Origin of the sequence: Neobacillus sp. PS3-34, assembly GCF_030915465.1 — a bacterium.
GTDB lineage: Bacteria > Bacillota > Bacilli > Bacillales > Cytobacillaceae > Neobacillus_A.
Genome location: NZ_CP133267.1, coordinates 4,697,288 through 4,720,733 on the forward strand (window position 1 = coordinate 4,697,288; position 23,446 = coordinate 4,720,733).

Genomic DNA, 23,446 nt, shown 5'->3' on the forward strand with positions numbered 1-23,446 from the left:
CTAACCTTCCCTGTTTCTGTTCCATGCGGTGGTGCGGGAGAGGCCTCCAGCTGTCCACGGACTTGCGGAGACGATATATTCATTTTTTGCTACTGTAAACAGTATATTGCCGCTCGCAGCAGTAGAATACAGTTTAGAGCCAACTTGGGTTAGACGTGCAACGACTTCCTTGTGAGGGTGACCATAGCTATTATCCTTGCCATAACTTAGAACCGTCGCCTTCGGTTTAACCTCCTGTAAAAATTCCAAGCTATTTCCCGTATTCGATCCATGGTGGGCTGCTTTAAAAATTTCTGCTTCCACATTGAATTTCGCCATCATTACCTTTTCTCGATCCGCTTCTGCATCTCCTGTTAAAAGAATGTCCATATTTCCATAAGTGAATTTTAATACAACTGATGCATCATTGCTTGTCGTTGCTCCCTCTCCACTATTTAAAACGGTAATTTTTACATTTGGATCAATATTTAGCGTCTGGCCAACCTTTGCCACGGTAAAAGGAATATTCTTCGCATCAATCAGTCTTAAATACTCCAGATATGTTTGGGTAGTATGACCTTGTCCGCTATCCAACGCCTGTTTGACTGGGAATGCATTTAGCACATCGACTAATCCACCAATGTGATCCGCATCTGGATGTGTCGCAACCATTAAGTCAACAGTCTTGACACCGATTTTTTTCAGATAAGCAACAACTCTGGTTCCAGCTGCCTTTTTGCCGCCGTCCACTAAAATATTTTTGCCATTCGTAAGTGTAATCAGGATACTGTCACCTTGGCCGACATCGATAAAATGGGCTTTAACAGGTACATCAGGAACACCGGAATTGATACACATGACTGCCTGCAGCTTTGTTTTGCTCGGGGTTTGATAGGTCACCCTTGAATCACGGTCTACGTAATAGCCGCCACCTACGCTTAACATACCGGGCTTGAAAGCGTAAATACGATAAAATTCCCCAGCCTTTAACGTGCGGGAGTATATTTTATTCACTCCCACCAGCTTGAACAATGGAGTGTTTTGTTTTACCGTTAACCGTCCGATTTGCCCTGGTTTTAATTCAATTCCATCCCACCAAATCTTTTTGACACCCTTATATTGATCACAGATGCTAACCGCACTTCCGTTTGGTATAAAAATTCCGAAGAGTATTACAAAAGATAATATAAAAGCAGATATCTTTTTCATAAACACATTTCCTTTCATAGAAGCTGGTTGATAATGCCAATCTAAAAATCACAGTTTATATTTACCAAGCGGAAGGCTTTTCATGCATAAAAAAAGTGACAGGCACCTCCCAGAAATCTGGGAGGCGCCTGTCACTTTTATTCTGTCCTAACTCTTTCTTTCGGTGAAGAAACGGTGATTCCTGTTGTTTCTTCAAAGTTAAACAAGCTTGTCGGCATATCTGTGAAGCGCTCTAATTCGTTATATGCAGGAATGCCGTGATACGACATGTCGAGGCCTTCTTCTTCCTCTCGTGCGCTTGCTCTGAAACCGACCGTACGTTCACACACTTTTGCAATAAACGCACCTCCGAGCAAACCCCAAACGACTACAACCGACGCGCCTAATAATTGAATTAAAAATAGATGGACATTTCCGGTTGTGAAAAGACCTTCGGATTTATCAAACAATCCAACCGCGATGGTTCCAAATACACCATTGAATCCATGAACCGCAACAGCGCCTACTGGATCATCAACTTTTATACTATCTACAAATAATGTCGCGTAAATCACGATCAACCCGCTGATTACTCCTATCGCTATGGCAGCCCATTGAGAGATATAAGCACATCCAGCTGTCACTGCCACAAGCCCGGATAATACACCATTGATTGTCATACTCGGATCCGCTGTCCCGAACTTTTTCATCGTTAGGAACAAAGCCGCTGTTCCCCCAGCTGCACCGGCAAGCATCGTATTAATCGCAATGGATGCAAGGGATGAATTGGAAGCATCCAAGGTACTTCCAGCGTTAAAAGCAAACCAGCCAAACCAAAGAATAAACGCACCGGCTGATGCTAATGGGATATTACTCGGAGCGAATACATTGGCGCTGCCGTCTGAATTAAATCTGCCTTTCCGTGGCCCCAATAGCTTTGCCATGGCAAAAGCGGTAAAACCTCCGAGCGCATGAATCGCTGCAGAGCCTGCGAAATCCTTCATTCCGAGCTTCGCCAGCCAGCCGTGTTCGTTCCAAATCCAATGTCCAGAAAGCGGATAGATGATGATGCATATTAGCGCTGCCGTTATGACATAGGCTTTAAATTTCATCCGCTCGGCAACCGCACCGGACACAATCGAAATGCAGGCTACCGCAAATCCAATTTGGAACAATACGTAGGCTGCACTCGGCAGTTGAATCGATAGCGCAATGTTTTCGGGATGGCCAAATAAAGTGGTGCCAATCATTCCGAACTTGTCCTTTCCGAACATGATGGCAAAACCAATCAGCCAAAAAGCCAGTGCCCCAACCGTTAAATCGACAAAAATCTTCATTATTACATTGACTGCGTTTTTAGTCCTGACAAACCCTGCTTCCAATAAACTGAATCCGCCTTCCATAAAGAGCACCATTGCCGCAGCTAATACTACCCAAATGGTATTAAGATACATGAGTTTCATGATGTCATTCCTCCTGATTCAGTAAATCATCAATATCAAAGTCCGGCTTGCCTGTTCGAATGTTATATGCCTCCAAAATAGGATAAACATAAATTTTGCCGTCTCCATCCTCACCAGTCTGCGCTGCCTCAAAGATCGTTTTAATCGTTGGCTCCACCATATAATCTGAGAGAATAATTTCCAATTTAACTTTGGGGTGAAGTGTCACTTGATAATTTTTCCCGCGATAAACACCTTGTGTATCCTTCTGTTTCCCTCTACCGACTACTTGAGAGACGGTAAAACCGCTAATTCCTATTTTTTTTAACCCTTTAATGGTCTCTGTAAGTCTTTCGGGTATGATAATCGCATCAATCTTTTTCAATACACTCACCTCATGTAAGGTTTTCTAACATTAATACGTTAAAGGATATAACATTACTATCGGTTCGTCAAATTATTAGGTTTTCTGCAACTTCTGATGGGTGTCATTGATAACTGCTTTAAAGGATTGTTATTGATTTTATCTTCTCTTCAAATAGAAATAACCCTAATTCCTAAAAAGGAACTAGGGTTTATGAATAACATTAACTTCAATTGGTCAGTGATTAAATTAACTGTACCTATCCCATTGGGGTGATTATTTCAAATCAAGTGCTTGGTATGCTAACTGAAACTTTCCGCCTTCCGCCACTTCAGAATGATACAAAGCCTTAAGGGCGAAGTTTTTCTCAAGATCGTGTTCTTTCATCAATTCTTTTAAACGACCCTGCAATTCTTTATTATCTTTAACTAGTTGTTTCATTTGTGTTTTTATGAACTTCATGATGGATGCAGCTCCTTTCGAACTAAGTCGATTCACCAAGTATACCATTATTCATATCGATGAACTTAAAAAACTTCTTTTAGACAAAATTATCAACGTCCAAGCTAAAAGAAAAAAGGCTCATAAATTATATCAACAATTATTTTTATGAAGAGGGATTAACATGCAAAATGATAAAAATGAAGTAAAGGCAGAAAATGATTACGACCGGATGACAAGCTTCATGTTTGGAAATAGAAGATTTAGTGATACAAAACACAAAGATGATTTCAATTCACCCAGTGAGAAATCACAGTCCCATGAAATAACGGAAAGTAATCAGCATGGACCTTTCCATCGAAATACAGAACGAGGGAATGACTGGTTATTCGGCTTTAACCAGAAAACCCAGCGAGGAAACCGTAATAGGAAACTCTCCCCTTACGAAAGGTTACTTGACCAGGTTGATTACGACTTACTTATGGACACGATTGATTCTGGCATGAAATCCTACCAAAGTATAAAGCCCTTATTTAGCGGTGCCTCCCCTTTTCTGCAGAAATTCACGAAAAAATTCCAGTCAAAATAATGGACTAAAATTGGCTTCCTAAAGGATTTATTTATCGTTTAACCAGGGCAAATAAGAGGATTGATCATGCTATGTTACTAGCTTTAATCAATCCTTTTTTGTTTTGCATCTTGAGCAATAAATTTTATTAAAATTTTTTATGATTTGAGCAATGTAAAGATTATAATTAGTAGAGAATAACCTGTATTTAGTACAGTACGTTTGCCGCATTTACCAGGGCTTCCGGAGGAAATACTTTTATAAAGGACGGTTCACATAAATGCTGAATATGATGCTACTAAACTATTTCGTTAAAGCGGTAGAAAACCAGAGCCTGAATAAAGCGGCGAAGGAGCTTTATATCTCACAGCCAGCACTGACCAAGCAGCTTGCACAATTGGAAAAACAATTGAATTGTAAACTCTTTTTACGGAAACCATCAGGGATAGAAATGACCGATGCCGGAAGACATCTTTACGAAAAAGCAGTTTTTCTGTTAGGCCAATTGAATTCACTGGAAAAGGGTATGGAAAAATACGCTGAAAAACGCAGTATTAGAATTGGTGCTACCCCAAGTATCGCCTCCAACTATGTACCAACCATCCTAACTAAATTTGAACTTCATGGATTTGAAGTGAGTCTTGTCACCCGCGATACGACCGCTCAGCTGCTGCAAATGCTAAGTGAAGAAGAGATCGACATCGGCTTTATTCAAGACTTGGACAATTTCAATTTTGACCTACCCTTCCAGAATCTATTTAATGAACCATATGTTGCACTATTGCCAAAGGATCACCATTTAGCTAAATTGATTGAAATACCATTTGAAGAACTCATTCAGAATAGGATGATTCTTAATAGCGACCCTTGTGATATTCGAGCTTCTTTTCGGGCTGTTTGCAATGCCCTTGGCAAGCATCCCGATAACTGGGTCGATCTCGAAATGAATGATTCGATCCAAACCTTTGTTTTGCAAAACTATGGAGTTTCGATTGTACCTGAAATGACGGTAAGTCATTTATTTCATCCTTTATTAGTTTCGAGGCCAATAATTTCCCCTTTTCCGTTTTACAGAACAATCGGTATGGCGATACGGTCAGAGCAAGATAAGGAACTGTTCGATTTGATAAAAAGTTAACCGATTAGCGCCTATTTTCAAAACTGTTTCAAATTATTAATAAAAATAACGGAGCCATAATTTTTAGTATGGTTCCGTTATTTGCGATGTGATCTACGAGGCAACATTTAGTCAATATTTTAACTCCTAATTTTTGAACCTAACCTCACAAGTTGCTTGCCAATATTTTTGCCATGGAATAAATCGATCAACGCTTTTGGAGCGCTATCAAGCCCATCCGAAATGGTTTCTGTGTATTTAATTCTACCTTCTAAAATCCATTGAGCAATTTCAGACCTCGCCGCTTCACTTCGTTGTGGATCAAGGCCAGAAATAAGATATCCTTGCATGATTGCTCTATTTTTCGTGATCCGTCCGAAAATCTTCGGATCTATATAGGGGGTTTCTCCGTTATACTGCGAGATTTGGCCACACAACACAATCCTTGCGAAAGGATTGATCAGCTTTGTAATGTTATTTATCCATTCATTTCCGACATTATCAAAATAAATATCGATCCCATCCGGGCACAATTTCCGGAGTTCTCCCTCTATATCCTCTTCCGTCTTATAATTAATTGCGCCATCGAAACCCAGTTCATTGACTAAATACGCATTTTTGTCATCCGACCCTGATATGCCTATTACTCTGCAGCCATGGATTTTGGCAATCTGCCCCACCATGCTCCCCACCGCTCCAGCTGCTCCCGATATGACAATCGTTTCACCACTCTTCGGTTTTCCAACATCCAAAAGGCCAAAATATGCTGTAAGGCCAGGACTGCCTAAAACGCTTAACATTGCTTGATAAGGCACTGGTAACGGCTCAATCTTTCTTATATTTGTTCCGTTTGATATCGGAAACTCCTGCCAGCCTAAAAAGCCAGAAACAATATCATCTTCCGTAAAATCTGGATGCTTACTTTCCATGATTTTTCCAATCATTGTTCCAGTGATTACTTCTTTTAAACCGAACGACTCCATATGCGACTTCATGGGTGTCATTCTTTCACGCATATACGGATCGACTGACAGAAAAAGCGTTTGAATCTGCACCTCGCCATCCATAATCTCCCTCACTTCACGCTCAATCATGTCAAAGTTTTCTTCCGATGGAATCCCGCAAGGTCTTTTTTTCAAAATGATTTGTTTTTCTTTCATATTCATTCTCCCGTTCTATATTGGTTAATTTGGCTTCCATTTCAGTTTAAAGAGATTCCCCGGTTTTGGATAATATACATTAGTCATAACCATATAACTCACGATTATAGTCAATTCTGTATTGATTGCTCCACCCGTTCCAAATTTGTCGTGTTTTGACTAGTTTTGACAAGCGACTATAAATCAGATGTATTTGATTGAATATTTCACCAAATTGTGGTCTAATAAAATAGACTTAATAGTCATTTTACATAAGTGTTCATTAACTATTTGGAGGGATACATAATGATGGAACAAACGCTGGATATCAATGTTTCTGAGTTGGTCAAACAATTTAAGGAGATGGATCAAAAGCTTGCCCACTTCTCTGATATTTTAAGCCAGATTAGCTGGGACTCGAAAACGATGGCACCGAAGAAAGGGCGTCCCCTTTTCGCAAAAGCAATCGGCACTCTTTCAACTGAGACCTTCAAGCTTTCCGTTTCAAAGGAAATGGGCGAATTACTAGAAGCACTAACATCTGAGGAAGTTTACAGCCAGCTAGATGAAGTAACAAAAGCATGTGTGAGGGAAAGAAAATCAGACTACGATAAATCAAAGAGCATTCCAGCTGAATTATACAATGAGTTTGTGGTTACAACTTCAATGGCAAATGATGCCTGGGAAGAAGCAAGAGAGAAAAATGACTTTTCTATTTTCCAGCCTTTCTTGGAAAAAATCGTAGGGTTTGTGAAGCAATTTACTGACTACTATGGCTTTGAAGGACACCGCTACAATGCACTTTTAGATGCTTATGAGCAAGGACTCACAGTTGAAAAATTAGACCCATTATTCGCTGAGCTTCGTGAAAAAAGCATCCAGCTATTAAAACGCATTCAAAACTCATCGAGCCAGCCTCGAACAGATATTTTTAAATTAACGTACGATGTAGCCCAGCAAAAGGAATTTAATAAATTCTTATTGCCAAAAATCGGCTTCGATATGAATGCAGGCCGCCTGGATGAATCGGTTCATCCATTTGCACAGCCTGTAAATACGGGTGATGTCCGTCTGACCACCCGCTACTTACAAGAAAATGTTCGTTCCGCTATCTTTGGAACCATTCACGAAGCGGGCCACGGTATGTATGAACAAGGGGTAAACAGTGAATTTGAAGGTACGGCGATTCGTAGTGGTGCCTCCATGGGGATCCATGAATCACAATCAAGATTTGCGGAAAATGTGGTCGGTCGCAGCAAAGCATTCTGGACGTATTTCTATAAGGATCTGCAAAATCATTTCCCAGATCAATTATCGAATGTTTCATTGGATGATTTCTATCGTGCCATTAACCATGTTGAGCCATCCTTCATTCGTGTTGAGGCGGATGAGTTAACGTATAATCTTCATATCATGATTCGCTATGAAATTGAAAAAGCACTGATTGGCGGGGAAATTGAAGTGAAGGATCTTCCTGAGGTATGGAATAAAAAAGTCGAAGAATACCTTGGAATCACACCACCTACCGATACCCTTGGTGTATTGCAGGATGTGCATTGGTCATTTGGAGGACTTGGATACTTCCCTTCCTATTCATTAGGAAATCTATATGCAGCACAAATTCTTAACACGATTAAAAAAGAACTTCCTGACTTTTACCTATTGATTGAAAACGGTGAGTTCGGAAAGATCCAAGCATGGCTTGGCGAAAAAATCCATCAACACGGAAGACTATATACACCAAGTGAATTAATTCAAAAAGTGACAGGTGAAGAATTGAATGCCAAATACCTCGTTGAATATTTAGAAGAGAAATATTCAGAGGTTTATAGTATATAAAAAGAAGCTTCCATTCGTAAGGGAAACCTTACGGATGGAAGCTTCTTCTTGGTGACAGGCACCTCCCAAAAATTTGGGAGGTGCCTGTCACCAGCGATATCATTAAAACTCAAATTTAACAGGTCTTAAAAATAAATCTTCTAATGTTTCTTTTGCATTTTTGTTATTAAATAGGATCTCATATATAGCATTACAAATCGGAAGTTCTACGTCATACTGTTTGGATAATTCTCTTAATGCCTTAACGGTTGAAACACCTTCTGCTAATTTTCCAAACCTTTCTCCTTCAACATATGCTTGTCCAAATTTTCTATTATGACTATGCTCCGAGAACAATGTTGCTTCATAATCTCCTAAATGACTTAATCCGTATATAGTGATATCATTTCCACCCATCGCTCTAATAAGGCGAGATATTTCTCTTGTCCCTCTTGCCATAAGTGAGCCTTTTAAACTGCTATAATTTAATCCATCTAACATACCTGCAGCAAGACCCATAACATTTTTGGTAGCAGCTCCAATTTCATTTCCTATAAGGTCCTGCCCGTAATAAAACCTAATTAAATCACTATTAACCTCCTGTACTATCTTTTTAGTTGTTTCAACACTTTCAGAACCTATGACCATACAATTGGGTATATGATTTACAAAATCTTGTACATGTCCTGGACCTACCCACACTGCAAGATTTATATTTTTTCCGACCTCTTCAGCAAATACTTGAGAAAGTCTTTTTCCACTAACAGCTTCTAAACCTTTCATGCAAAGAATGATGGTTTTACCTTGTATTTCATTTAATGAGCTTAGTTGCTTTGCAAACGAACGCAATTCCTGAGCACTAATAGAAATGATGATTATTTCAGCAAACGAAACCGCTTTTTCTAATGAAGTACTTAATTCTATTTCTTCTGGCAATGAAAGATAATCATTTTTTCTGGATTCTTTTAACCCCATGTAATTTCTTGAGTTTTCTCTTCCCCATAAAACGACCTGATGGCCAACTTTATGAACATACCATGCTAAAAAGCTTCCCCATCGTCCACAACCTAATACGGAAATATTCATTATTTCACCTTCCTCTTTTGTTAGTTAAACGTAGGTAATGTTGTATTTATTTTTAGTAAAAAGTTGCATTTAAATAAAACCTATCAAAGAACTATTCTGTAAATACATAGGTATTCCTGCTAAATCGTCAATATTTGGGTCTGACCCTCCAATACAAAATCGCTAAAAACCCCCCTGATACTTATAGATCAGGGGGGGAATTTGAAGAATAAACTATAATCCAGTTATTTTTCAGATAAAGCTCCAATTTTTCGTTTTCCCAGTATTGATTGGGAGCGAGGCATATATTTTTGGATTGAGAGAACCGGTATGGTTTCCAGTTCGCTTGATGAATACTTATTCCAAAAGGCAACTAGGATGATGGTTGGAATTGCCATTTGTGGTGAAAAAAATGGTTCATCAAATATGCCTGTCAGAAGAATGATCGGCAAACTGAATAGAAAGGTTTCAAACATTTTCCGATCCTTGTGTCTTTCAAAATAAATGGTGATCAGCTTCGTGCATATGACGACGATTAATAACAGAAACAGGATGCCGCTGAACGTTCCGTATTCCGCAAATACGCCAATCATAGAATTATGCGGATGTACCATGTTTTCATGCCTTCCATCCGGGAACAGATGGGCATACTCTTTATGAAAACCGAATGGTGTGACACCAAATAAAGCGTGATGCTCCCACAATTCAATGGAATTACTCCATATTGCCCTTCTCACACCGTAATCTTGATTGATGATATTGCTTCTTGGCATGATATCTATTATCCATTTTACCTTCAGTAACATCAATGAAAAGACAGCTACAAAAATCTTCTTATTTAACTGAAAAAGGAAAAGAGTAAAAATACAAACAATAGCGAAAAACGCTGCACGTGAACCAGTATCCAGGACTCCCTTTGATAACATGATCAGCACCGCCACTTGCCAAATGCTGTTGAACCATTTCCTGGAACGAATGCTGGATAGGACTTCATTAAGGATAAATGCAATTGCCAGCAGCAGAATGTACATCGTGAAGTTGGGATTATAGGCACTTCCTACCAATCTGGGATAGTTTTTGGCTTGAACGGCAGGAAAAATCGTTGTTCCTGTTAACATACCAATTACCGGATTAATGGATACACCCTTCAATGCCCAGCCTAATAGACAATTATAAATGCCTCCCATAATGATGATCCACCGATATCTGACAAAATTCATTGACACGCCTTTGCGAATAATACTCAAATAAATTCCAAAATAACACAAAATCATAAAACTTGCGCATAACAATGTTATGTCATTCATTTGGATGGAAGCACCAATACTAGAAATTAAAAGGCAAATAAAGTAAAGATGCATCAAACTAAACGTCTTATTGCTGGTTCTTGCATATTCAAAAACAGATATTAAACCCTTTATAGAAAGGATTAAAATGCCGACTGGAGGCAACAAAAAACATAAACCCAGCCCGATTCCAAATAGGTTGCGTCTATTTGGATGAGTAAATATGGGATTCATTCTTGGACCTCATTTCTTTTTTGTAATTTTCTATTTTTTTATCCAAATTAAAAAAGGAACCTGCTGAATAAGAAGGGACCTTTTGAGATTTTTTCAATTGTTTTACTCATGGGAATGTTTTCCGCTATGTCGCTGGGTACCTGACACATTCTAAATGACTTGATTCCAGATGTCGACAAAGTTTAGCTGTTAAGTTTGGAAAAACATATAAGCTTCTCCCCCATTTTTCCACTTCAATGGGCCAATTATGCATCGAACCTGCCATGTTATGTCTGAAGTCCATTATTTTTTTAGGTTGTTTTCGCATACTATTTAAGGAGTAGTTGATTTCCACTTCAGGATGCTCGCTTTCCGCGGGGCGGGCGGTAAGCCTCCTCGGCGCACAGCGCCTGTGGGGTCTCACCTGTCCCGCTGCTCCCGCAGGACGTTGAATCAGCTCCCTAGAATCAACACCGCACGAAGGAAATGCGATAGCATTTTCGAGGAGTCACGCACCTTCCGTTCCAATCAACTTCTTTTTTCAACTATTTGCTTTCTAAAACCTATTTACAAAACAACAATCTTTTAGAAAACAGCCTTTTTTTAAAATTACCTTTTCCTATACCCAATTTTATTTTGTTAAAACTAAACTCGGGATTACACTGAAGAGTTAATTTGTTAAAGTATACATAAACAAGCCCAATTCTTTGTATATCTAGATATTTTAATTTGAAATTTAAATAAAGGCTGTTGTTCACCTAAAGTAAGCAGGTTTGTGGAGTAAGGATATCTTCATTTCATAAATTCCCATAACCAGTTGTGTCTCTAATAATTCCGGTACATTGCCCATTTAGCGATGTCCGGACTTTTTTTGTAATTTACACTTTACTTCATGTAAAGTTTATATTACATTATGTATAACATATTTTACCAATTTCTATAAATTGGATGGAAAAAGGGGGAAACCATGACCTATCAAGAAAAGAAAAGCATCGTATCGTTGATCAGCGCCTTACTCATTTTCGGATCTTATTGCCTGTACATGTACCCGCGGCACCCCAATGGGGGGCTAGAGTCGCTCGAAACCTTTCGCTATTGGGGTTCATTTGTCCTCAACCTGACTTTGTTTTCAATAGCAGCACACATCATTATTAGCATTGTTTTTAACATCGTCTTTAGGATTACGACCGGAGAAAAGGAACCAACGTTTGCGGATGAACTGGATAAGTTAATTGACTTGAAAGCGACTCGAATTTCTTTTTTTGTATTTATCATCGGCTTTCTAATTGCAATGGGATCGCTAGTCATTTATCAGCCGTCACAGGCGATGTTCATCATCCTGATCATTTCGGGATTTGTTTCCGATGTGACTGGATCCGTTATAAGATTTTATCACTATCGGAAAGGAGTCTAATTAATGGGAAAAAATCTTGTCGGCAATCATATCAGAAGATTACGATTCGACCATAATGAAATGACCCAGCAGCAACTGGCTGACAAGGTAGGCGTAACAAGACAAACCATCGTGGCTCTCGAAAGGGGAAATTATTCCCCATCCCTAGAACTTGCATTTCGCATTGCTCTCGCCTTTAACTTACAGTTGGATGAGGTATTCTTCTATGGGGACAACACAAAGAAGTAAGAACTATGATTTTTTTTGCTTTACCGTTTTTGAATTTATTAAGAGATGGGGGTAAAAAAATGAATTCAAATAAAAAAGCTGCAAAAATTGTGGGGGCACTGTTTATTCTTGCAGCAGTTACGGCGGTAATTGGTCTAAATTTATACAATCCTATCCTAAAGGGTCCTGATTATATGATTAAAGGTTCGGAACACGCCAACCAGGTGATAACTGGAGCGCTTATGGAGTTAATTCTTGTCGTTTCAGCGGTTGGTACTGCAACTATAATGTTTCCGTTTTTAAGAAAGTACAATGAAACGATTGCTCTTTTGCATGTTTGTTTTAGGTTTCTTGAAGCGATTATCATTACAGTTGGTGTAATAAGCGTACTGTCCCTATTAACCTTAAGCCGGGAATTTGCAGCAGTAGGTGCTCTTGATGTCGCCTCTTATCAAGCTTCAGGTATTTTGTTAAAAGCGGTACATGACTGGACATTTTTGCTTGGTCCCAATTTCATGCTGGGCATCAATACGATGATGTATAGTTATATATTTTATAAATCCAAGCTCGTACCAAGATTTATACCCATCTTGGGTATGACAGGGGCAGCTCTTGTTTTTATGGCATCATTGTTAGAAATGTTCGGAGTAATTCAACAAGTTTCGTTTTGGGGTGCTATGTTGTCGCTACCAGTAGCGGCTAATGAAATGATTTTAGCAGTATGGCTCATTGTTAAAGGATTCAATGAATCTGCACTTGGTTCCATGTCTACAAAAAAAATGGCATGAGCTTTTATTTGAAGAAAATACTTGCCAATGTGTTATTTACTATAGCAAAAGAATAAATTTTTCAAGGGGGATTTTAGATGGTTTCGAAGGGGTACGGAGGGAAATTAATGAAAGCCATCGTTTATAACAAATACGGTTCACCCGATGTTCTTAATTTAAAAGAAGTAGATAAACCTTTTCCTGAGGACAATCAAGTACTGGTAAAGATTCATGCATCTTCCCTGAATTATGGTAATCTAGTGCTTCTTAGAGGAGAGCCCTTCTTAGCACGTTTTGCCTTCGGTCTTCTAAAACCAAAATACTCCATACCCGGAGGTGACATTGCAGGTCGGGTCGAAGCAGTAGGTAAAAATGTTAAACAGTTTCAGCCGGGTCAAGAAGTATTTGGTGACCTTTCCACTTCTGGCTGGGGTGGTTTTGCTGAATATGTATCGGTTCCTGAGAATGCATTGGCATTAAAACCAGAAAATATCACATTTGAGGAAGCTGCTTCGGTACCTATGGCGGCAGTTACTGCCTTACAAGGTCTTAGGGATAAAGGCAATATTCAGGCGGGACAGAAGGTATTGATTAATGGTGCGTCTGGTGGTGTGGGGACTTTTGCTGTACAGATTGCCAAATCGTTCGGTGCAGAAGTAACAGGTGTTTGCAGTACGAGAAATTTAGAAATCCTCAGATCCATGGGTGCAGATCATATCATTGATTATACGAAAGAGGATTTTACAGAAAAAGGACAGAAGTATGACTTAATTCTTGCTGTTAACGGGCACCATCCGATTACAGCTTATAAGCGCTCCTTAAACGATAACGGAACTTTCATTCACGTCGGAGGTTCAGGTGCACAACTGTTTCAAACAATGACCTTAGGGTCTTGGTTCTCACTCTCTGGAAGGAAAAAAATGTCTAGTTTATTACAAAGGCAAAACCAAAATGATTTAATTTATATGAAAGAACTACTTGAAGCCGGAAAAGTAAAACCAGTCATTGATAGAACTTTTAAGATGAGTGAAGTTGAAGAAGCTTTCAAGTATTTTGAACAAGGTCACGCTCAAGGAAAAGTTATCATCACTGTATGAAAACTTATAAGGAATAAATATTTATTACACATTCCACATTCTCACTATGTTCCCTTTATTTAATAGAAATTTTTTATATAGTGTTTCTTAATAACGTAAAAAAACGAGGAGATATCCCCCTCGTTTTTTAAGTTATTTAATATTTAAATGATACTCTAGTTATCTAAGTAAATTGGACTTATTTTTGTTATGGGTTGTTTTTACACTAATCTCATTAATCCTTTTTAATCGGTAATCCTTCCTTCTGCCACGCAGAAAAGCCACCTTCCAGGTTGAGAACGTCCTTAAAGCCCTTTGCCTGGAGCAGGCTGGTGCCAATGGCGGAACGACCGCCAGACTGGCAATGGGCAATTATTGTTTTATCCATTGGGAATGAATCGAGATGGTCCTCCAGTATCCCGAGCATGAAGTGGTGTGCACCTGGAATATCGCCGCTTTCCCACTCACTCTGATTCCTGACATCGATAAGATAATAGTCATCTCTTTCCAATAATTTCTTCGCTTGATCGGCAGGTATGGATTCATACTTTTCTAGCTGTTTCCCAAGATCGTCCGAAGGTATATAGCCGACAATCTGATCAAGACCGATGGATTGAAGGGATTTTTTCAAATTTGAAAGCTCCTTTTCACTGGCGATTAAAACCATATCCTGGTCATAACTTAACAGCCATCCTGCCCAGTTTGTAAAGGAACGGTTATACGGCAAATTCAGGGACCCTTTAACATGCCCCTTTGCAAATTCCTTTGCCGGCTGGTATCAACCAAGAATGCCTCGTTATGAATAGGGAGAGAAACCTTTGGTGTTTCTTCCCGTCTTAACAAATCAGGTCCCGTCTTGTTCAGCTTTTTCATTTGGGCAAAATATTTTGGAGGCTCCGGCTGTCCTGCCAGCAGCTCTTCAACAAAAATATCCTCCTCTTTAATTTGGAAGGCCCAGTTGAATTTCTTCTCGTAGCCCAAGGTCGACATTGGAACCGCACCTAAGGATTTCCCGCAGGAGCTCCCAGCACCATGTGCAGGCCAAACCTGTAAAAAGTCAGGCAATTGCTTCACTTTTTTAAGCGATTTAAACATCTGCCTCGCCCCACGCTCCGATGTCCCAGCTGCACCAGCCGCTTTTTCCAGTAAATCCGGTCGGCCAACATCTCCGACAAATAGAAAATCTCCGGTGAAGATCCCCATTGGTTCATTTGCGCCACCTCCTTGATCGATGAGCAGGAAGGAAATGCTCTCAGCTGTATGGCCTGGTGTATGTAGGACTTCAAAAATGACTTTCCCTACCGAAAAGGTAGAGCCCTCCTTTAAAAGCTCATGTTCATAAGCTGATAAGTAAAGGTACTTCCAATCCTTATCCCCTTCGTCAGACGCAAATAATTTTGCACCAAGCTGATGAGCCAGCTCCCTCGCTCCAGAAAGATAATCCGCATGAATATGGGTTTCAGTCGCCGCAGTAATTGTTAGATTTTCTTTTTTGGCTACTTTCAGATAAGGTTCAATATTCCTTGCCGGATCAATGACAATCGCTTCGCCTGTTTTCTGGCAGCCAATCAGATAGGACATATGGGCGAGTTGTTCATCAAAAAAAGATTTGAAATACATGACCTGTTCCTCCTTTAGTTAGTTTGGATAAAAAAGCCGAGAACATAATTGATTTTATACCTCTATAGGTATGTTAATCTTTTAAAAAAAGTTTAAAGCCTTTAGCTTAATTTATCAAATCATTTGTTCTATTTTTTATTCCAATTAAGCCATGTTTAAAGACGACCTATTTAAGGAATAGTTTACCAACAGAGTAAATGATGCAAGAGAAATTCTTGCCTTTCTCTGAATAGCAATCATTTATTATTTTCTGGGGGGATGGGTTTTGAAACAATCTGTAGATCGCGCTACGAACCGGCGCATTACGAGTAACATATTCAAGGGATCACTTGGTAATCTGATTGAATGGTATGACTGGTATGTTTATTCTGCTTTTGCGATTTATTTTTCAGCAGAATTTTTCCCACAGGGAAATTCGACGATCCAATTGCTAAACACAGCGGGGGTTTTCGCGATTGGGTTTTTAATGCGGCCAATTGGAAGCGTAATCATGGGCCGTTACGCAGATCGATATCGCCGGCGTGCGGGACTCACACTTTCAGTCGCGATCATGGCGATCGGTTCACTTGTCATTGCCTGTACACCAGGTTATAGCAGTATTGGTATACTTTCGCCTATCATTCTCGTAGTTGCCCGGCTAATCCAGGGAATATCGCTCGGTGGAGAGTACGGAACGTCGGCAACCTATTTATCAGAGGTGGCCAGCACCGGACGACGCGGCTACTACTCCAGCTTCCAGTATGTAACACTAGTCGGAGGCCAATTGGTAGCGCTTGGGGTGCAAATTGTACTACAGCAAATTCTCAATGAAAACGAAATGATTTCATGGGGCTGGAGGATTCCATTTGTGATCGGGGCTCTTGGAGCATTAGCCGTATTATGGCTTCGCCGTTCAATGGATGAATCAGAGCAATTTGAAAAAATGAATTCCAAAAACCGTGTCAATGCCGGTACCATTAAGGCTTTAATGAAATATCCAAGAGCTGTCATGACGGTTATTGGTCTTACGCTCGGCGGAACAGTTGCCTTCTATACGTATACAACCTATTTGCAGAAATACATGATCAATACGGTTGGACTTGATAAACAATCCGTAAGCTGGATCAATTTTATTGCATTATTGGTATTTGTTATTCTTCAGCCACTTGCAGGCAAGCTGTCTGACCGGATTGGCCGTCGTCCTCTATTGTTGGGCTTTGGTATATTTGGAACTATACTGACCGTTCCTCTTTTCTTATTAATGGGGCAGACAAAAAGCCCCGTTGTCGCCTTTTTGTTCATGATGTTAGGCCTTGTCATTGTAACTGGTTACACCTCCATCAATGCGGTTGTAAAGGCTGAGTTATTTCCTACTGAAATACGGGCACTTGGAGTGGGCTTCCCTTATTCCCTGACCGTTGCCGTATTTGGCGGAACTGCGGAGTTTGTAGCACTTTGGCTAAAAAGCATAGGTGTCGAGTCACTTTTCTTCTATTATGTATCTGCATGTATCGCAGTGAGTCTTATAGCCTATTGGCGAATGGGTGAATCTTCGAAAAACTCTCAAATTGAAGCTGAACACAACGCTGCCAATGCTTCAAGCACACCTGGAAAAAAAGCATTATAAAAAATGCTGCGAACGAAAAAAAACGTTGTTTTGCCATAGGCTAAACAGCGTTTTTTTTACTCAATTTAATGAATGGGAAACTTCAGAGTAACGGTAGTCCCTTCATCCTTTATACTTTGAAATTGAATGGTGCCGTTGTACTTTTCAACAATTTGATAGCAAATCATCAAACCTAATCCTGTCCCTTTACTTTTTAATGAGTAAAATGGTGTACCAAGAGACTTCACTTCTGCCTCTGACATTCCACTTCCGTAATCGATGATTTTGATCTCGACATAATCCCTCATCTTTTTAGCAATTACAGTGACCGCGTCACCAATTTTAGAAGCCTCAATCGCGTTCTTCACAAGATTGGTGATTAACTGTTTAAACTCGATAGTATTAGCCACCACAAAGCAATCTTCCTGGACATTCAGATTAATTTTATTATCATTTAAAAGCCCGTAAGAATAGAGTAAATCTGTCACACTTTGAAGTGCATACTTTAAATCGATCGTATCCAGCTTCTTTTCCTTATTTGGTTTTGCGAATGTTAAAAAATGTGAAATTACATGTTCTGCCGTTTTTAACTCGTCGATCATCAAGGAAAAATTTCTTTTTACATCGGGACTAAAGGAAATCTCTTCCCTGTACAGCTGCAAAAAGCCTTGAACAACCGTGAGTGGATTTCTAATTTCGTGAGCAACAGCAGCTGCCAATTGCCCCGTTGTTTTCAACCGTTCCTGATGCTGTATTTGTTCGTAATAGGATTTCAGTTTGTTTATCCTGGCAGAGGATAAATAAAAGATTAGATATAAAATCACTTGGCTGCCTGCAAAATTAGCAATATTCCCTACCAAATCCCTGGTGATATGAGGATAAATTTTTCCTTGGTCAATAAAAATAATATAACTAAAGGTAGCCGTTATCGATAGACCATTGAGGATTAATGAAAAATAAAAAAGCTTTGGATCAAAAAACAAAATCGAAATGGCAGGAATAAAGCATAGAAATACAAAGGTTGACCATGTGTCTGGGTATAAAAAGAAAATCAAATAGAAATAAGCAGACGCTACTAGAATAATGATGATTCTAGAAACCTGTGTTTCATACTTTGGATAGCGTATTAAACAAACAGAAAGAAAGACGACAAGGACAATATGCAAAATGTATCCTGTATCATGTTCCTCCATACGTGGATTGCCGATAAATAAACCTGTTGTCATAATGATGATGCCCATTAGAATTAAACTATAATATAATTTCAGATTGATATTTGAATAAAATTCCTTCATGTAAACACCTTTTTACTTACTTTTTGTTTAAGTTTACCAAATTTTAATGCTTATGGAAAATATCCAAATATTTTTAATGAATCAATAAAAATATCTAAGGATAAGGTGTTCGTATCTTTCCCCATCACCCAAGTCCATGATATACTTGTTTGTCTTGAAAAATAGTAAGAAAATAGAGAATAATTTATTTGCAATATTGATTTCATCAGGGGGAAAATATGAATCAGCTAGAACGTCCAAAATCCATCGGTTTGCCGCTTACACTTTCGATTATTGCCATTTCGTTTTCTGCAATTTTCGTGAAATGGTCAGATGCACCAGCTTCGATTTTAAGTATGTATCGAATGTGTTTTGCAAGTATTCTCATGATACCAATTGTTTGGAGAAAACGTGAAGAATTTAAAAAAATAGCTAAAAAGGATTGGTTCTTTTTGTTTTTCTCCGGTCTCTTTTTAGCCTTGCATTTTGTTCTTTGGTTTGGATCTTTGAAGTTAACGACGGTAGCAAGTTCGACCATCATTCTTGCACTCCAACCGATTGTCTCTTTGGTTGGTGGATTTTTTCTTTTTAAAGAACGAACAACAGGTTCGGCGTTGCTGACGATGGGAATTGCGATAATGGGTGCGATCATGATTGGCTGGGGAGATTTTGGGTTAAGTCAAGAGTCCATTCTTGGCGATATTCTTTCATTTTTAAGTGTCATTGCTGTTGTGGGGTACTTATTAATTGGACAAAGCATTGTTAAAAAAGTATCGCATTGGATTTATAGCTTTTGTGTCTTTTTCTTTGCTTCGTTTGTTTTGGCTATTTATAACGTAGGTACAGAAGTTGCTTTTAGTGGATATCCAGCTCGGGAATGGGGCATTTTCCTTTTATTAGCTACCGTACCGACCATTAGTCATGTGATTAATAATTGGCTCTTAAACTATGTTAATGCCACCACGATTTCTATGAGTATTTTAGGAGAACCTGTCGGAGCAACTACATTGGCATTCTTTTTACTAAGTGAGCGTCTTGTCAGTGGGCAAATAGTTGGGGGCTTGCTTGTGCTGCTTGGTGTCTTTTTCTTTTTGATACAGCAGAAAAAAACAAATGCTCTTAAGAAAGTGTCTATACAATAGTTTCCACCCTATCTAAAGAAAATGCCCTCCAATACGTTAACGAATTGGGGGGCATACATTTTTAATTAACTTTACTAACCATTTCGATCATTGTCTGATTAATCGCTGAATCTCAGTTTCTACAGCATAAACACGCTTATTTAATGCTTCCGTTTTATTATCAAAGTGGGCAGCAATTTTTTCAGTGTATTGTCCAAGACTTACGATGATGTTTTTTTGTAGCATTTCCTGTCCCGTTTTAAGCTCTTTCACGTCTTTTTCAATAGTATCCAGTCGTTTACTGTGTTCTTTCACATCTTGTCCAATTGCATTCAATCGTTTACTATGTTCTTTCCCATCTTTTTCAATAGCATCCAATCGTTTACTGTGTTCTTTCACATCTTGTCCAATAGCATCTAAACGTGTATTAATAGGCTTTAATTCTTCTTTTAAAACGGAACGTAATGCTTCTGTTATTTCATTTTTCATTATCCAATCCTCCGATTTTTTTATAGTATAACACAAGAGAAATCGTTATTATGAAAAAACATATCGGCTATAATTTTATGAGAAGGGAATAATTTTATCAGCTAGAAGAGTTTATCTTGAAGAAGGATTTTCCTGATGATCTATGAAGACTAATCTTTCTATTTGCAACATAGAGGATAGTACGTGGATGAATGCTTCATGCATGGAAGAGGTTTTCGAACATTTGTCGTAATAGTAGAAAAAGTGATTTGCAAGTTCTTGCCTTGCTTCAAAATCGAAATGATAAAAATCAATAATCGGGAAAAACAATCCATCACCTAATGGGATTAATGTTCCCATGACGATTTCCCCTTTTTTAGGTGGGATAGCACTCTGATCATACACGATTACATCAAGTGTTTTCGCTGTTAAAATATCCGTAACGACAAGAACACGATCGTTATATTTATATCCAACATGATAAAATTTAGGTATTAACCTATTACATTCCCTAAGCCAGGAAATAAGGATAGGCCGCTTGCTTAACCAATGATGGTTTTCAGAAATATAGTCCTCTATACAGTTACTCCCAACTTTTACGCTTGAATCATATAATATTCGCCACCAAAATAAATTGCGAATTAATATTTGCCGTTTTTCTTCCCTCGGATGATGCTCATCTACATATTCTTTCAGCATCGGAAGGTATTCAGCATAATATTGATCCAAGGCATACATCATAAAATCCCTGCATACTTCGCTTACCATTACTTTCCTTAATTCATCAGAAACAGGATAATCATGACGAAATATCTTTGTTTTCGTTTCGGTCTGTGCAAATTCTACCACCTTTTCAACAGTTTCTTTTGTCTCCATCATAACACCAATCCTTTCTTTAAATTCACCATGTTATTCGACATAAGTTTCCACATTCCTCTTATTTGTCGAAAATCACTAGGTTATTTCCTTCAAAAACAATTCGTCCCAATCAGAACCTGACCAATCGTTCGAATTCGCAAAGAAACGAAGAAAAGTCGCTATCCATTTTAAAAACCGACTTTTCCATCGATTCAATCGGATCGACATAATCGCGAAGGATTCGTTCAATTTCGTGAATCTCATCGCTTCCAATTAAATAAGATTAATATCTTCTTTTAAGATTGAGTACATATATAAATCATCGAATTTACCACAAGTAAATTCATAATGTCTCAGTAACCCTTCTCTTATGAAGCCTTGTTTTTCTACAAGTATTTGTGATGCGACATTAGCAGGTTCGATTAATGCCTCAATTCTTTCTAATTGAAAATGGTGATATCCATATCTAACAACAGCTTCCAAAGCTTCACTAGCAATCCCATTTCCCCAGAAATCTTTGCTTAATTCAAATCCAACCTCTGCTCGGAAATGTTTGGGAAGCATATTGAGAAAACCACAACTTCCTATAACCTTTCCAGACTCTTTTAGTGTAATACCCCATCTAATTCCTGTTCCTTTTTCATAAATAGAGTTATACCACCCAATTTCATCCCAGACGTCATTTATTGTCTGGAAAGGTGCTATTCCCATATGTTTAACAACATCTTTATCAGATAGATAGTTAAACATATCATTCGCATCCTTCGTTGTTACTTCTCGTAAGATTAATCTTTTTGTATTAATCATAGGAAAGTCTTTTTCCATTGAAATTCCCTCCTCTCAAGATTTGATAAAGCTACTCTGAAAAAAACTATATCTTCAAAATAGTAACATTAATTATGTAAATTAAATATTTTAAGTTTAATAATCCATACCAACTCAGCTTTTTAACTTTCCTTAGTTCAATCCGGAAATTGAGCACATATATTGGTTAATGAAGGCCGAAATAATACCAATAAAGGTACTGGGATGCTCACATTAACGAAAACGGTAAAGGATGGGTTGAACCATGAAAAAGTATCATCGCACCATGCTTGGATTGATGGCAAGCAGCTTTGCAGCATTTTTTGTTGTTTTTTTCTTCAATAACCTGCCAGGGGTGGTGGTAGCACCCTCTATTTTTTCAGTAGAAAACACATTGTTTTTTATCTTCCTATTCCTGTCACTGTTTTATGTTCTATCCCTAAAGGTGGTCTCACTTCGCACCGAGAGAAAGGAAAAGAAGGAAAACAAACAATATAGACAAAGCAAATTAGGTGACTGGGATTATTAAATTGGTTTGTAATGTTTTTTCAAATTAAAAATAAAATGGCTCAGGTGACTGTTCTGAGCCATTTCTATTTGTATTCAATTGCTTCTTAAAGTAATGCCACCATTTTAAGTGAAACAATTTACAATCTTAGTACATAACGTTCTGTCAACGATGGGAAGGCCAGGACCCTTGCATTTTTCTGATTTGAATAATTTGTCCTGTATGGTATGCGTCGTGAAGCATGATGTCCAGAAGTTTCCCTTCAAGGGAATCCTGGTCAAGCTCTTCAACGGAAGTTTTACTCAGTATCTGTCTTAAACTGTGATGAGCGTTTTCGGCACGATCAACGACTTCCTTCCAGTCCTTCTCAACGTTAGATTGTTTGGTAAAATCGAAAGTTTCATCACCGTCGAGATTATATGTCCATTCACGGCCAGTCCATTTTTGTTCCAAGTCTCTCTTTGTAATAAATGAGATGATTAACGTTCTCCCAAATTGTTTTGGTTGCCTCTCCAGTGGGTCTCCAGTTAGCTTGTTCTGCAGTGATTCCTTCAATTGCATGTTTGAACGGCGCATACCAGCTCTCCTTATCGAACGTTGAATCTAGCACCTTTAAAAGCAAGTCAATTCGATTCAAAGCCATCTCCTCCTTGAATGGTTATCAGAATATTACTACGGTTTTATATCATCAGCTTACCATACAGACAAATACTGGACAATGTTTCCATAAATGCCTTGCTCTGATTTTATATTAAACAATTGATTAGAGAGAGCCACCACAAAATCGAATACCCCAATTATAAAATGCAATTTTTCACAAAATCAGCCATGATTGCTGTTATCATCTGCTATTATCAAATTGCTATCACTTGATATCAATATACTATCTACCTGCAACACCAGTGATATTAAGCTGCTTAACTGTGTTTGAATGGCTTATTACTCATCTATAAAAATATTCAAGTCCTAAACAGCACCCAATATCTTATTCCCCTTAACGAAATTCGAAAATTCTTATGCAGGTTTTCATGACAGGAAATTTTAACTACTTTTAGGAGGAATGTTGTAGGGATGAAACGTATATTCATATAGGAGGATTCTACATACATAGTTTGAATCTTTGT

Annotated in this window: 21 protein-coding genes and 2 pseudogenes; 10 read left to right on the plus strand and 13 right to left on the minus strand. The window is 38.5% G+C overall.

What is annotated here, in order from left to right; all coding sequences use genetic code 11:
* The 4 genes from RCG23_RS24760 to RCG23_RS24775 all read right to left on the minus strand — a co-directional run bounded on the left by RCG23_RS24760 (position 1) and on the right by RCG23_RS24775 (position 3,435).
* Positions 1 to 1,188 carry a ComEC/Rec2 family competence protein gene (locus RCG23_RS24760; RefSeq protein WP_308177855.1) on the minus strand — a complete coding sequence of 396 codons (1,188 nt, stop codon included), beginning with the start codon at positions 1,186 to 1,188 and terminating at the stop codon, positions 1 to 3.
* Positions 1,189 to 1,325: 137 nt separating this feature from the next.
* Positions 1,326 to 2,630 (minus strand): ammonium transporter, encoded by a 1,305-nt coding sequence (locus RCG23_RS24765; RefSeq protein ID WP_308177856.1) that lies wholly within the window; start codon positions 2,628 to 2,630, stop codon positions 1,326 to 1,328.
* A gap of 4 nt (positions 2,631 to 2,634) precedes the next feature.
* A complete protein-coding gene (locus RCG23_RS24770) occupies positions 2,635 to 2,994 on the minus strand; it encodes a P-II family nitrogen regulator (protein ID WP_308177857.1) in 360 nt (119 codons plus the stop codon).
* 255 nt (positions 2,995 to 3,249) lie between these two features.
* Positions 3,250 to 3,435 (minus strand): hypothetical protein, encoded by a 186-nt coding sequence (locus RCG23_RS24775; RefSeq protein ID WP_308177858.1) that lies wholly within the window; start codon positions 3,433 to 3,435, stop codon positions 3,250 to 3,252.
* A gap of 163 nt (positions 3,436 to 3,598) precedes the next feature.
* On the opposite strand from RCG23_RS24775, the gene RCG23_RS24780 reads away from it, so the two are divergent.
* Together RCG23_RS24780 and RCG23_RS24785 are read left to right on the plus strand one after the other, a co-directional pair.
* On the plus strand, positions 3,599 to 4,003 hold the full coding sequence (locus tag RCG23_RS24780) for a hypothetical protein (RefSeq protein ID WP_308177859.1): 405 nt from the start codon (positions 3,599 to 3,601) through the stop codon (positions 4,001 to 4,003).
* A 259-nt stretch (positions 4,004 to 4,262) separates the two neighbouring features.
* Positions 4,263 to 5,120 (plus strand): LysR family transcriptional regulator, encoded by an 858-nt coding sequence (locus RCG23_RS24785; protein ID WP_308177860.1) that lies wholly within the window; start codon positions 4,263 to 4,265, stop codon positions 5,118 to 5,120.
* 119 nt (positions 5,121 to 5,239) lie between these two features.
* On the opposite strand, the gene RCG23_RS24790 is transcribed toward RCG23_RS24785, so the two are convergent.
* Positions 5,240 to 6,259 carry an NADP-dependent oxidoreductase gene (locus RCG23_RS24790; protein ID WP_308177861.1) on the minus strand — a complete coding sequence of 340 codons (1,020 nt, stop codon included), beginning with the start codon at positions 6,257 to 6,259 and terminating at the stop codon, positions 5,240 to 5,242.
* 288 nt (positions 6,260 to 6,547) lie between these two features.
* Here RCG23_RS24790 and RCG23_RS24795 point away from each other — a divergent pair, with 288 nt between their 5' ends.
* Positions 6,548 to 8,077 carry a carboxypeptidase M32 gene (locus RCG23_RS24795; protein WP_308180173.1) on the plus strand — a complete coding sequence of 510 codons (1,530 nt, stop codon included), beginning with the start codon at positions 6,548 to 6,550 and terminating at the stop codon, positions 8,075 to 8,077.
* Positions 8,078 to 8,179: 102 nt separating this feature from the next.
* Here RCG23_RS24795 and RCG23_RS24800 read toward each other — a convergent pair whose 3' ends face one another.
* Both RCG23_RS24800 and RCG23_RS24805 read right to left on the minus strand, forming a co-directional pair.
* A complete protein-coding gene (locus RCG23_RS24800; RefSeq protein ID WP_308177862.1) occupies positions 8,180 to 9,142 on the minus strand; it encodes an NAD(P)H-dependent glycerol-3-phosphate dehydrogenase in 963 nt (320 codons plus the stop codon).
* 224 nt (positions 9,143 to 9,366) lie between these two features.
* On the minus strand, positions 9,367 to 10,641 hold the full coding sequence (locus RCG23_RS24805) for an O-antigen ligase family protein (protein WP_308177863.1): 1,275 nt from the start codon (positions 10,639 to 10,641) through the stop codon (positions 9,367 to 9,369).
* 946 nt (positions 10,642 to 11,587) lie between these two features.
* On the opposite strand from RCG23_RS24805, the gene RCG23_RS24810 reads away from it, so the two are divergent.
* The 4 genes from RCG23_RS24810 to RCG23_RS24825 all read left to right on the plus strand — a co-directional run bounded on the left by RCG23_RS24810 (position 11,588) and on the right by RCG23_RS24825 (position 14,105).
* Positions 11,588 to 12,034 (plus strand): hypothetical protein, encoded by a 447-nt coding sequence (locus RCG23_RS24810; RefSeq protein WP_308177864.1) that lies wholly within the window; start codon positions 11,588 to 11,590, stop codon positions 12,032 to 12,034.
* Between the two features lie 3 nt (positions 12,035 to 12,037).
* Positions 12,038 to 12,262 carry a helix-turn-helix transcriptional regulator gene (locus RCG23_RS24815; protein ID WP_308177865.1) on the plus strand — a complete coding sequence of 75 codons (225 nt, stop codon included), beginning with the start codon at positions 12,038 to 12,040 and terminating at the stop codon, positions 12,260 to 12,262.
* Between the two features lie 59 nt (positions 12,263 to 12,321).
* A complete protein-coding gene (locus RCG23_RS24820; protein WP_308177866.1) occupies positions 12,322 to 13,029 on the plus strand; it encodes a DUF4386 domain-containing protein in 708 nt (235 codons plus the stop codon).
* A 107-nt stretch (positions 13,030 to 13,136) separates the two neighbouring features.
* Positions 13,137 to 14,105 (plus strand): NAD(P)-dependent alcohol dehydrogenase, encoded by a 969-nt coding sequence (locus tag RCG23_RS24825; protein WP_308177867.1) that lies wholly within the window; start codon positions 13,137 to 13,139, stop codon positions 14,103 to 14,105.
* A 214-nt stretch (positions 14,106 to 14,319) separates the two neighbouring features.
* Here RCG23_RS24825 and RCG23_RS24830 read toward each other — a convergent pair.
* Positions 14,320 to 15,704 (minus strand): annotated as a pseudogene (locus tag RCG23_RS24830) (rhodanese-like domain-containing protein).
* 265 nt (positions 15,705 to 15,969) lie between these two features.
* Here RCG23_RS24830 and RCG23_RS24835 point away from each other — a divergent pair.
* Positions 15,970 to 17,310 (plus strand): MFS transporter, encoded by a 1,341-nt coding sequence (locus RCG23_RS24835; protein ID WP_308177868.1) that lies wholly within the window; start codon positions 15,970 to 15,972, stop codon positions 17,308 to 17,310.
* A gap of 65 nt (positions 17,311 to 17,375) precedes the next feature.
* On the opposite strand, the gene RCG23_RS24840 is transcribed toward RCG23_RS24835, so the two are convergent.
* On the minus strand, positions 17,376 to 18,584 hold the full coding sequence (locus RCG23_RS24840; RefSeq protein WP_308177869.1) for an ATP-binding protein: 1,209 nt from the start codon (positions 18,582 to 18,584) through the stop codon (positions 17,376 to 17,378).
* A gap of 218 nt (positions 18,585 to 18,802) precedes the next feature.
* On the opposite strand from RCG23_RS24840, the gene RCG23_RS24845 reads away from it, so the two are divergent.
* Entirely contained in the window at positions 18,803 to 19,705 is a 903-nt protein-coding gene (locus RCG23_RS24845; RefSeq protein WP_308177870.1) for a DMT family transporter, read from the plus strand.
* An 87-nt stretch (positions 19,706 to 19,792) separates the two neighbouring features.
* Here the strand turns inward: RCG23_RS24845 and RCG23_RS24850 are convergent, their stop codons facing one another.
* From RCG23_RS24850 to RCG23_RS24860, 3 genes are all read right to left on the minus strand, one after another.
* On the minus strand, positions 19,793 to 20,173 hold the full coding sequence (locus tag RCG23_RS24850) for a hypothetical protein (protein WP_308177871.1): 381 nt from the start codon (positions 20,171 to 20,173) through the stop codon (positions 19,793 to 19,795).
* 111 nt (positions 20,174 to 20,284) lie between these two features.
* Positions 20,285 to 21,031, minus strand: coding sequence for a hypothetical protein (locus tag RCG23_RS24855; protein ID WP_308177872.1), 747 nt, complete (start codon positions 21,029 to 21,031; stop codon positions 20,285 to 20,287).
* Positions 21,032 to 21,283: 252 nt separating this feature from the next.
* A complete protein-coding gene (locus RCG23_RS24860) occupies positions 21,284 to 21,835 on the minus strand; it encodes a GNAT family N-acetyltransferase (RefSeq protein ID WP_308177873.1) in 552 nt (183 codons plus the stop codon).
* Positions 21,836 to 22,079: 244 nt separating this feature from the next.
* On the opposite strand from RCG23_RS24860, the gene RCG23_RS24865 reads away from it, so the two are divergent.
* A complete protein-coding gene (locus tag RCG23_RS24865) occupies positions 22,080 to 22,343 on the plus strand; it encodes a hypothetical protein (RefSeq protein ID WP_308177874.1) in 264 nt (87 codons plus the stop codon).
* Between the two features lie 144 nt (positions 22,344 to 22,487).
* On the opposite strand, the pseudogene RCG23_RS24870 reads toward RCG23_RS24865, so the two are convergent.
* Positions 22,488 to 22,959, minus strand: a pseudogene (locus RCG23_RS24870) (DinB family protein).
* Between the last annotated feature and the right edge of the window lie 487 nt (positions 22,960 to 23,446).

What these genes read in the sequence shown, in the direction of transcription:
- RCG23_RS24760 (WP_308177855.1), bottom strand. Translation starts at nt 1,188, where the DNA reads ATGAAAAAGATATCTGCTTTTATATTATCTTTTGTAATACTCTTCGGA.
- RCG23_RS24765 (WP_308177856.1), bottom strand. Translation starts at nt 2,630, where the DNA reads ATGAAACTCATGTATCTTAATACCATTTGGGTAGTATTAGCTGCGGCA.
- RCG23_RS24775 (WP_308177858.1), bottom strand. Translation starts at nt 3,435, where the DNA reads ATGAAGTTCATAAAAACACAAATGAAACAACTAGTTAAAGATAATAAA.
- RCG23_RS24780 (WP_308177859.1), top strand. Translation starts at nt 3,599, where the DNA reads ATGCAAAATGATAAAAATGAAGTAAAGGCAGAAAATGATTACGACCGG.
- RCG23_RS24785 (WP_308177860.1), top strand. Translation starts at nt 4,263, where the DNA reads ATGCTGAATATGATGCTACTAAACTATTTCGTTAAAGCGGTAGAAAAC.
- RCG23_RS24790 (WP_308177861.1), bottom strand. Translation starts at nt 6,259, where the DNA reads ATGAAAGAAAAACAAATCATTTTGAAAAAAAGACCTTGCGGGATTCCA.
- RCG23_RS24795 (WP_308180173.1), top strand. Translation starts at nt 6,548, where the DNA reads ATGGAACAAACGCTGGATATCAATGTTTCTGAGTTGGTCAAACAATTT.
- RCG23_RS24800 (WP_308177862.1), bottom strand. Translation starts at nt 9,142, where the DNA reads ATGAATATTTCCGTATTAGGTTGTGGACGATGGGGAAGCTTTTTAGCA.
- RCG23_RS24805 (WP_308177863.1), bottom strand. Translation starts at nt 10,641, where the DNA reads ATGAATCCCATATTTACTCATCCAAATAGACGCAACCTATTTGGAATC.
- RCG23_RS24810 (WP_308177864.1), top strand. Translation starts at nt 11,588, where the DNA reads ATGACCTATCAAGAAAAGAAAAGCATCGTATCGTTGATCAGCGCCTTA.
- RCG23_RS24815 (WP_308177865.1), top strand. Translation starts at nt 12,038, where the DNA reads ATGGGAAAAAATCTTGTCGGCAATCATATCAGAAGATTACGATTCGAC.
- RCG23_RS24820 (WP_308177866.1), top strand. Translation starts at nt 12,322, where the DNA reads ATGAATTCAAATAAAAAAGCTGCAAAAATTGTGGGGGCACTGTTTATT.
- RCG23_RS24825 (WP_308177867.1), top strand. Translation starts at nt 13,137, where the DNA reads ATGAAAGCCATCGTTTATAACAAATACGGTTCACCCGATGTTCTTAAT.
- RCG23_RS24840 (WP_308177869.1), bottom strand. Translation starts at nt 18,584, where the DNA reads ATGAAGGAATTTTATTCAAATATCAATCTGAAATTATATTATAGTTTA.
- RCG23_RS24845 (WP_308177870.1), top strand. Translation starts at nt 18,803, where the DNA reads ATGAATCAGCTAGAACGTCCAAAATCCATCGGTTTGCCGCTTACACTT.
- RCG23_RS24850 (WP_308177871.1), bottom strand. Translation starts at nt 20,173, where the DNA reads ATGAAAAATGAAATAACAGAAGCATTACGTTCCGTTTTAAAAGAAGAA.
- RCG23_RS24855 (WP_308177872.1), bottom strand. Translation starts at nt 21,031, where the DNA reads ATGATGGAGACAAAAGAAACTGTTGAAAAGGTGGTAGAATTTGCACAG.
- RCG23_RS24860 (WP_308177873.1), bottom strand. Translation starts at nt 21,835, where the DNA reads ATGGAAAAAGACTTTCCTATGATTAATACAAAAAGATTAATCTTACGA.
- RCG23_RS24865 (WP_308177874.1), top strand. Translation starts at nt 22,080, where the DNA reads ATGAAAAAGTATCATCGCACCATGCTTGGATTGATGGCAAGCAGCTTT.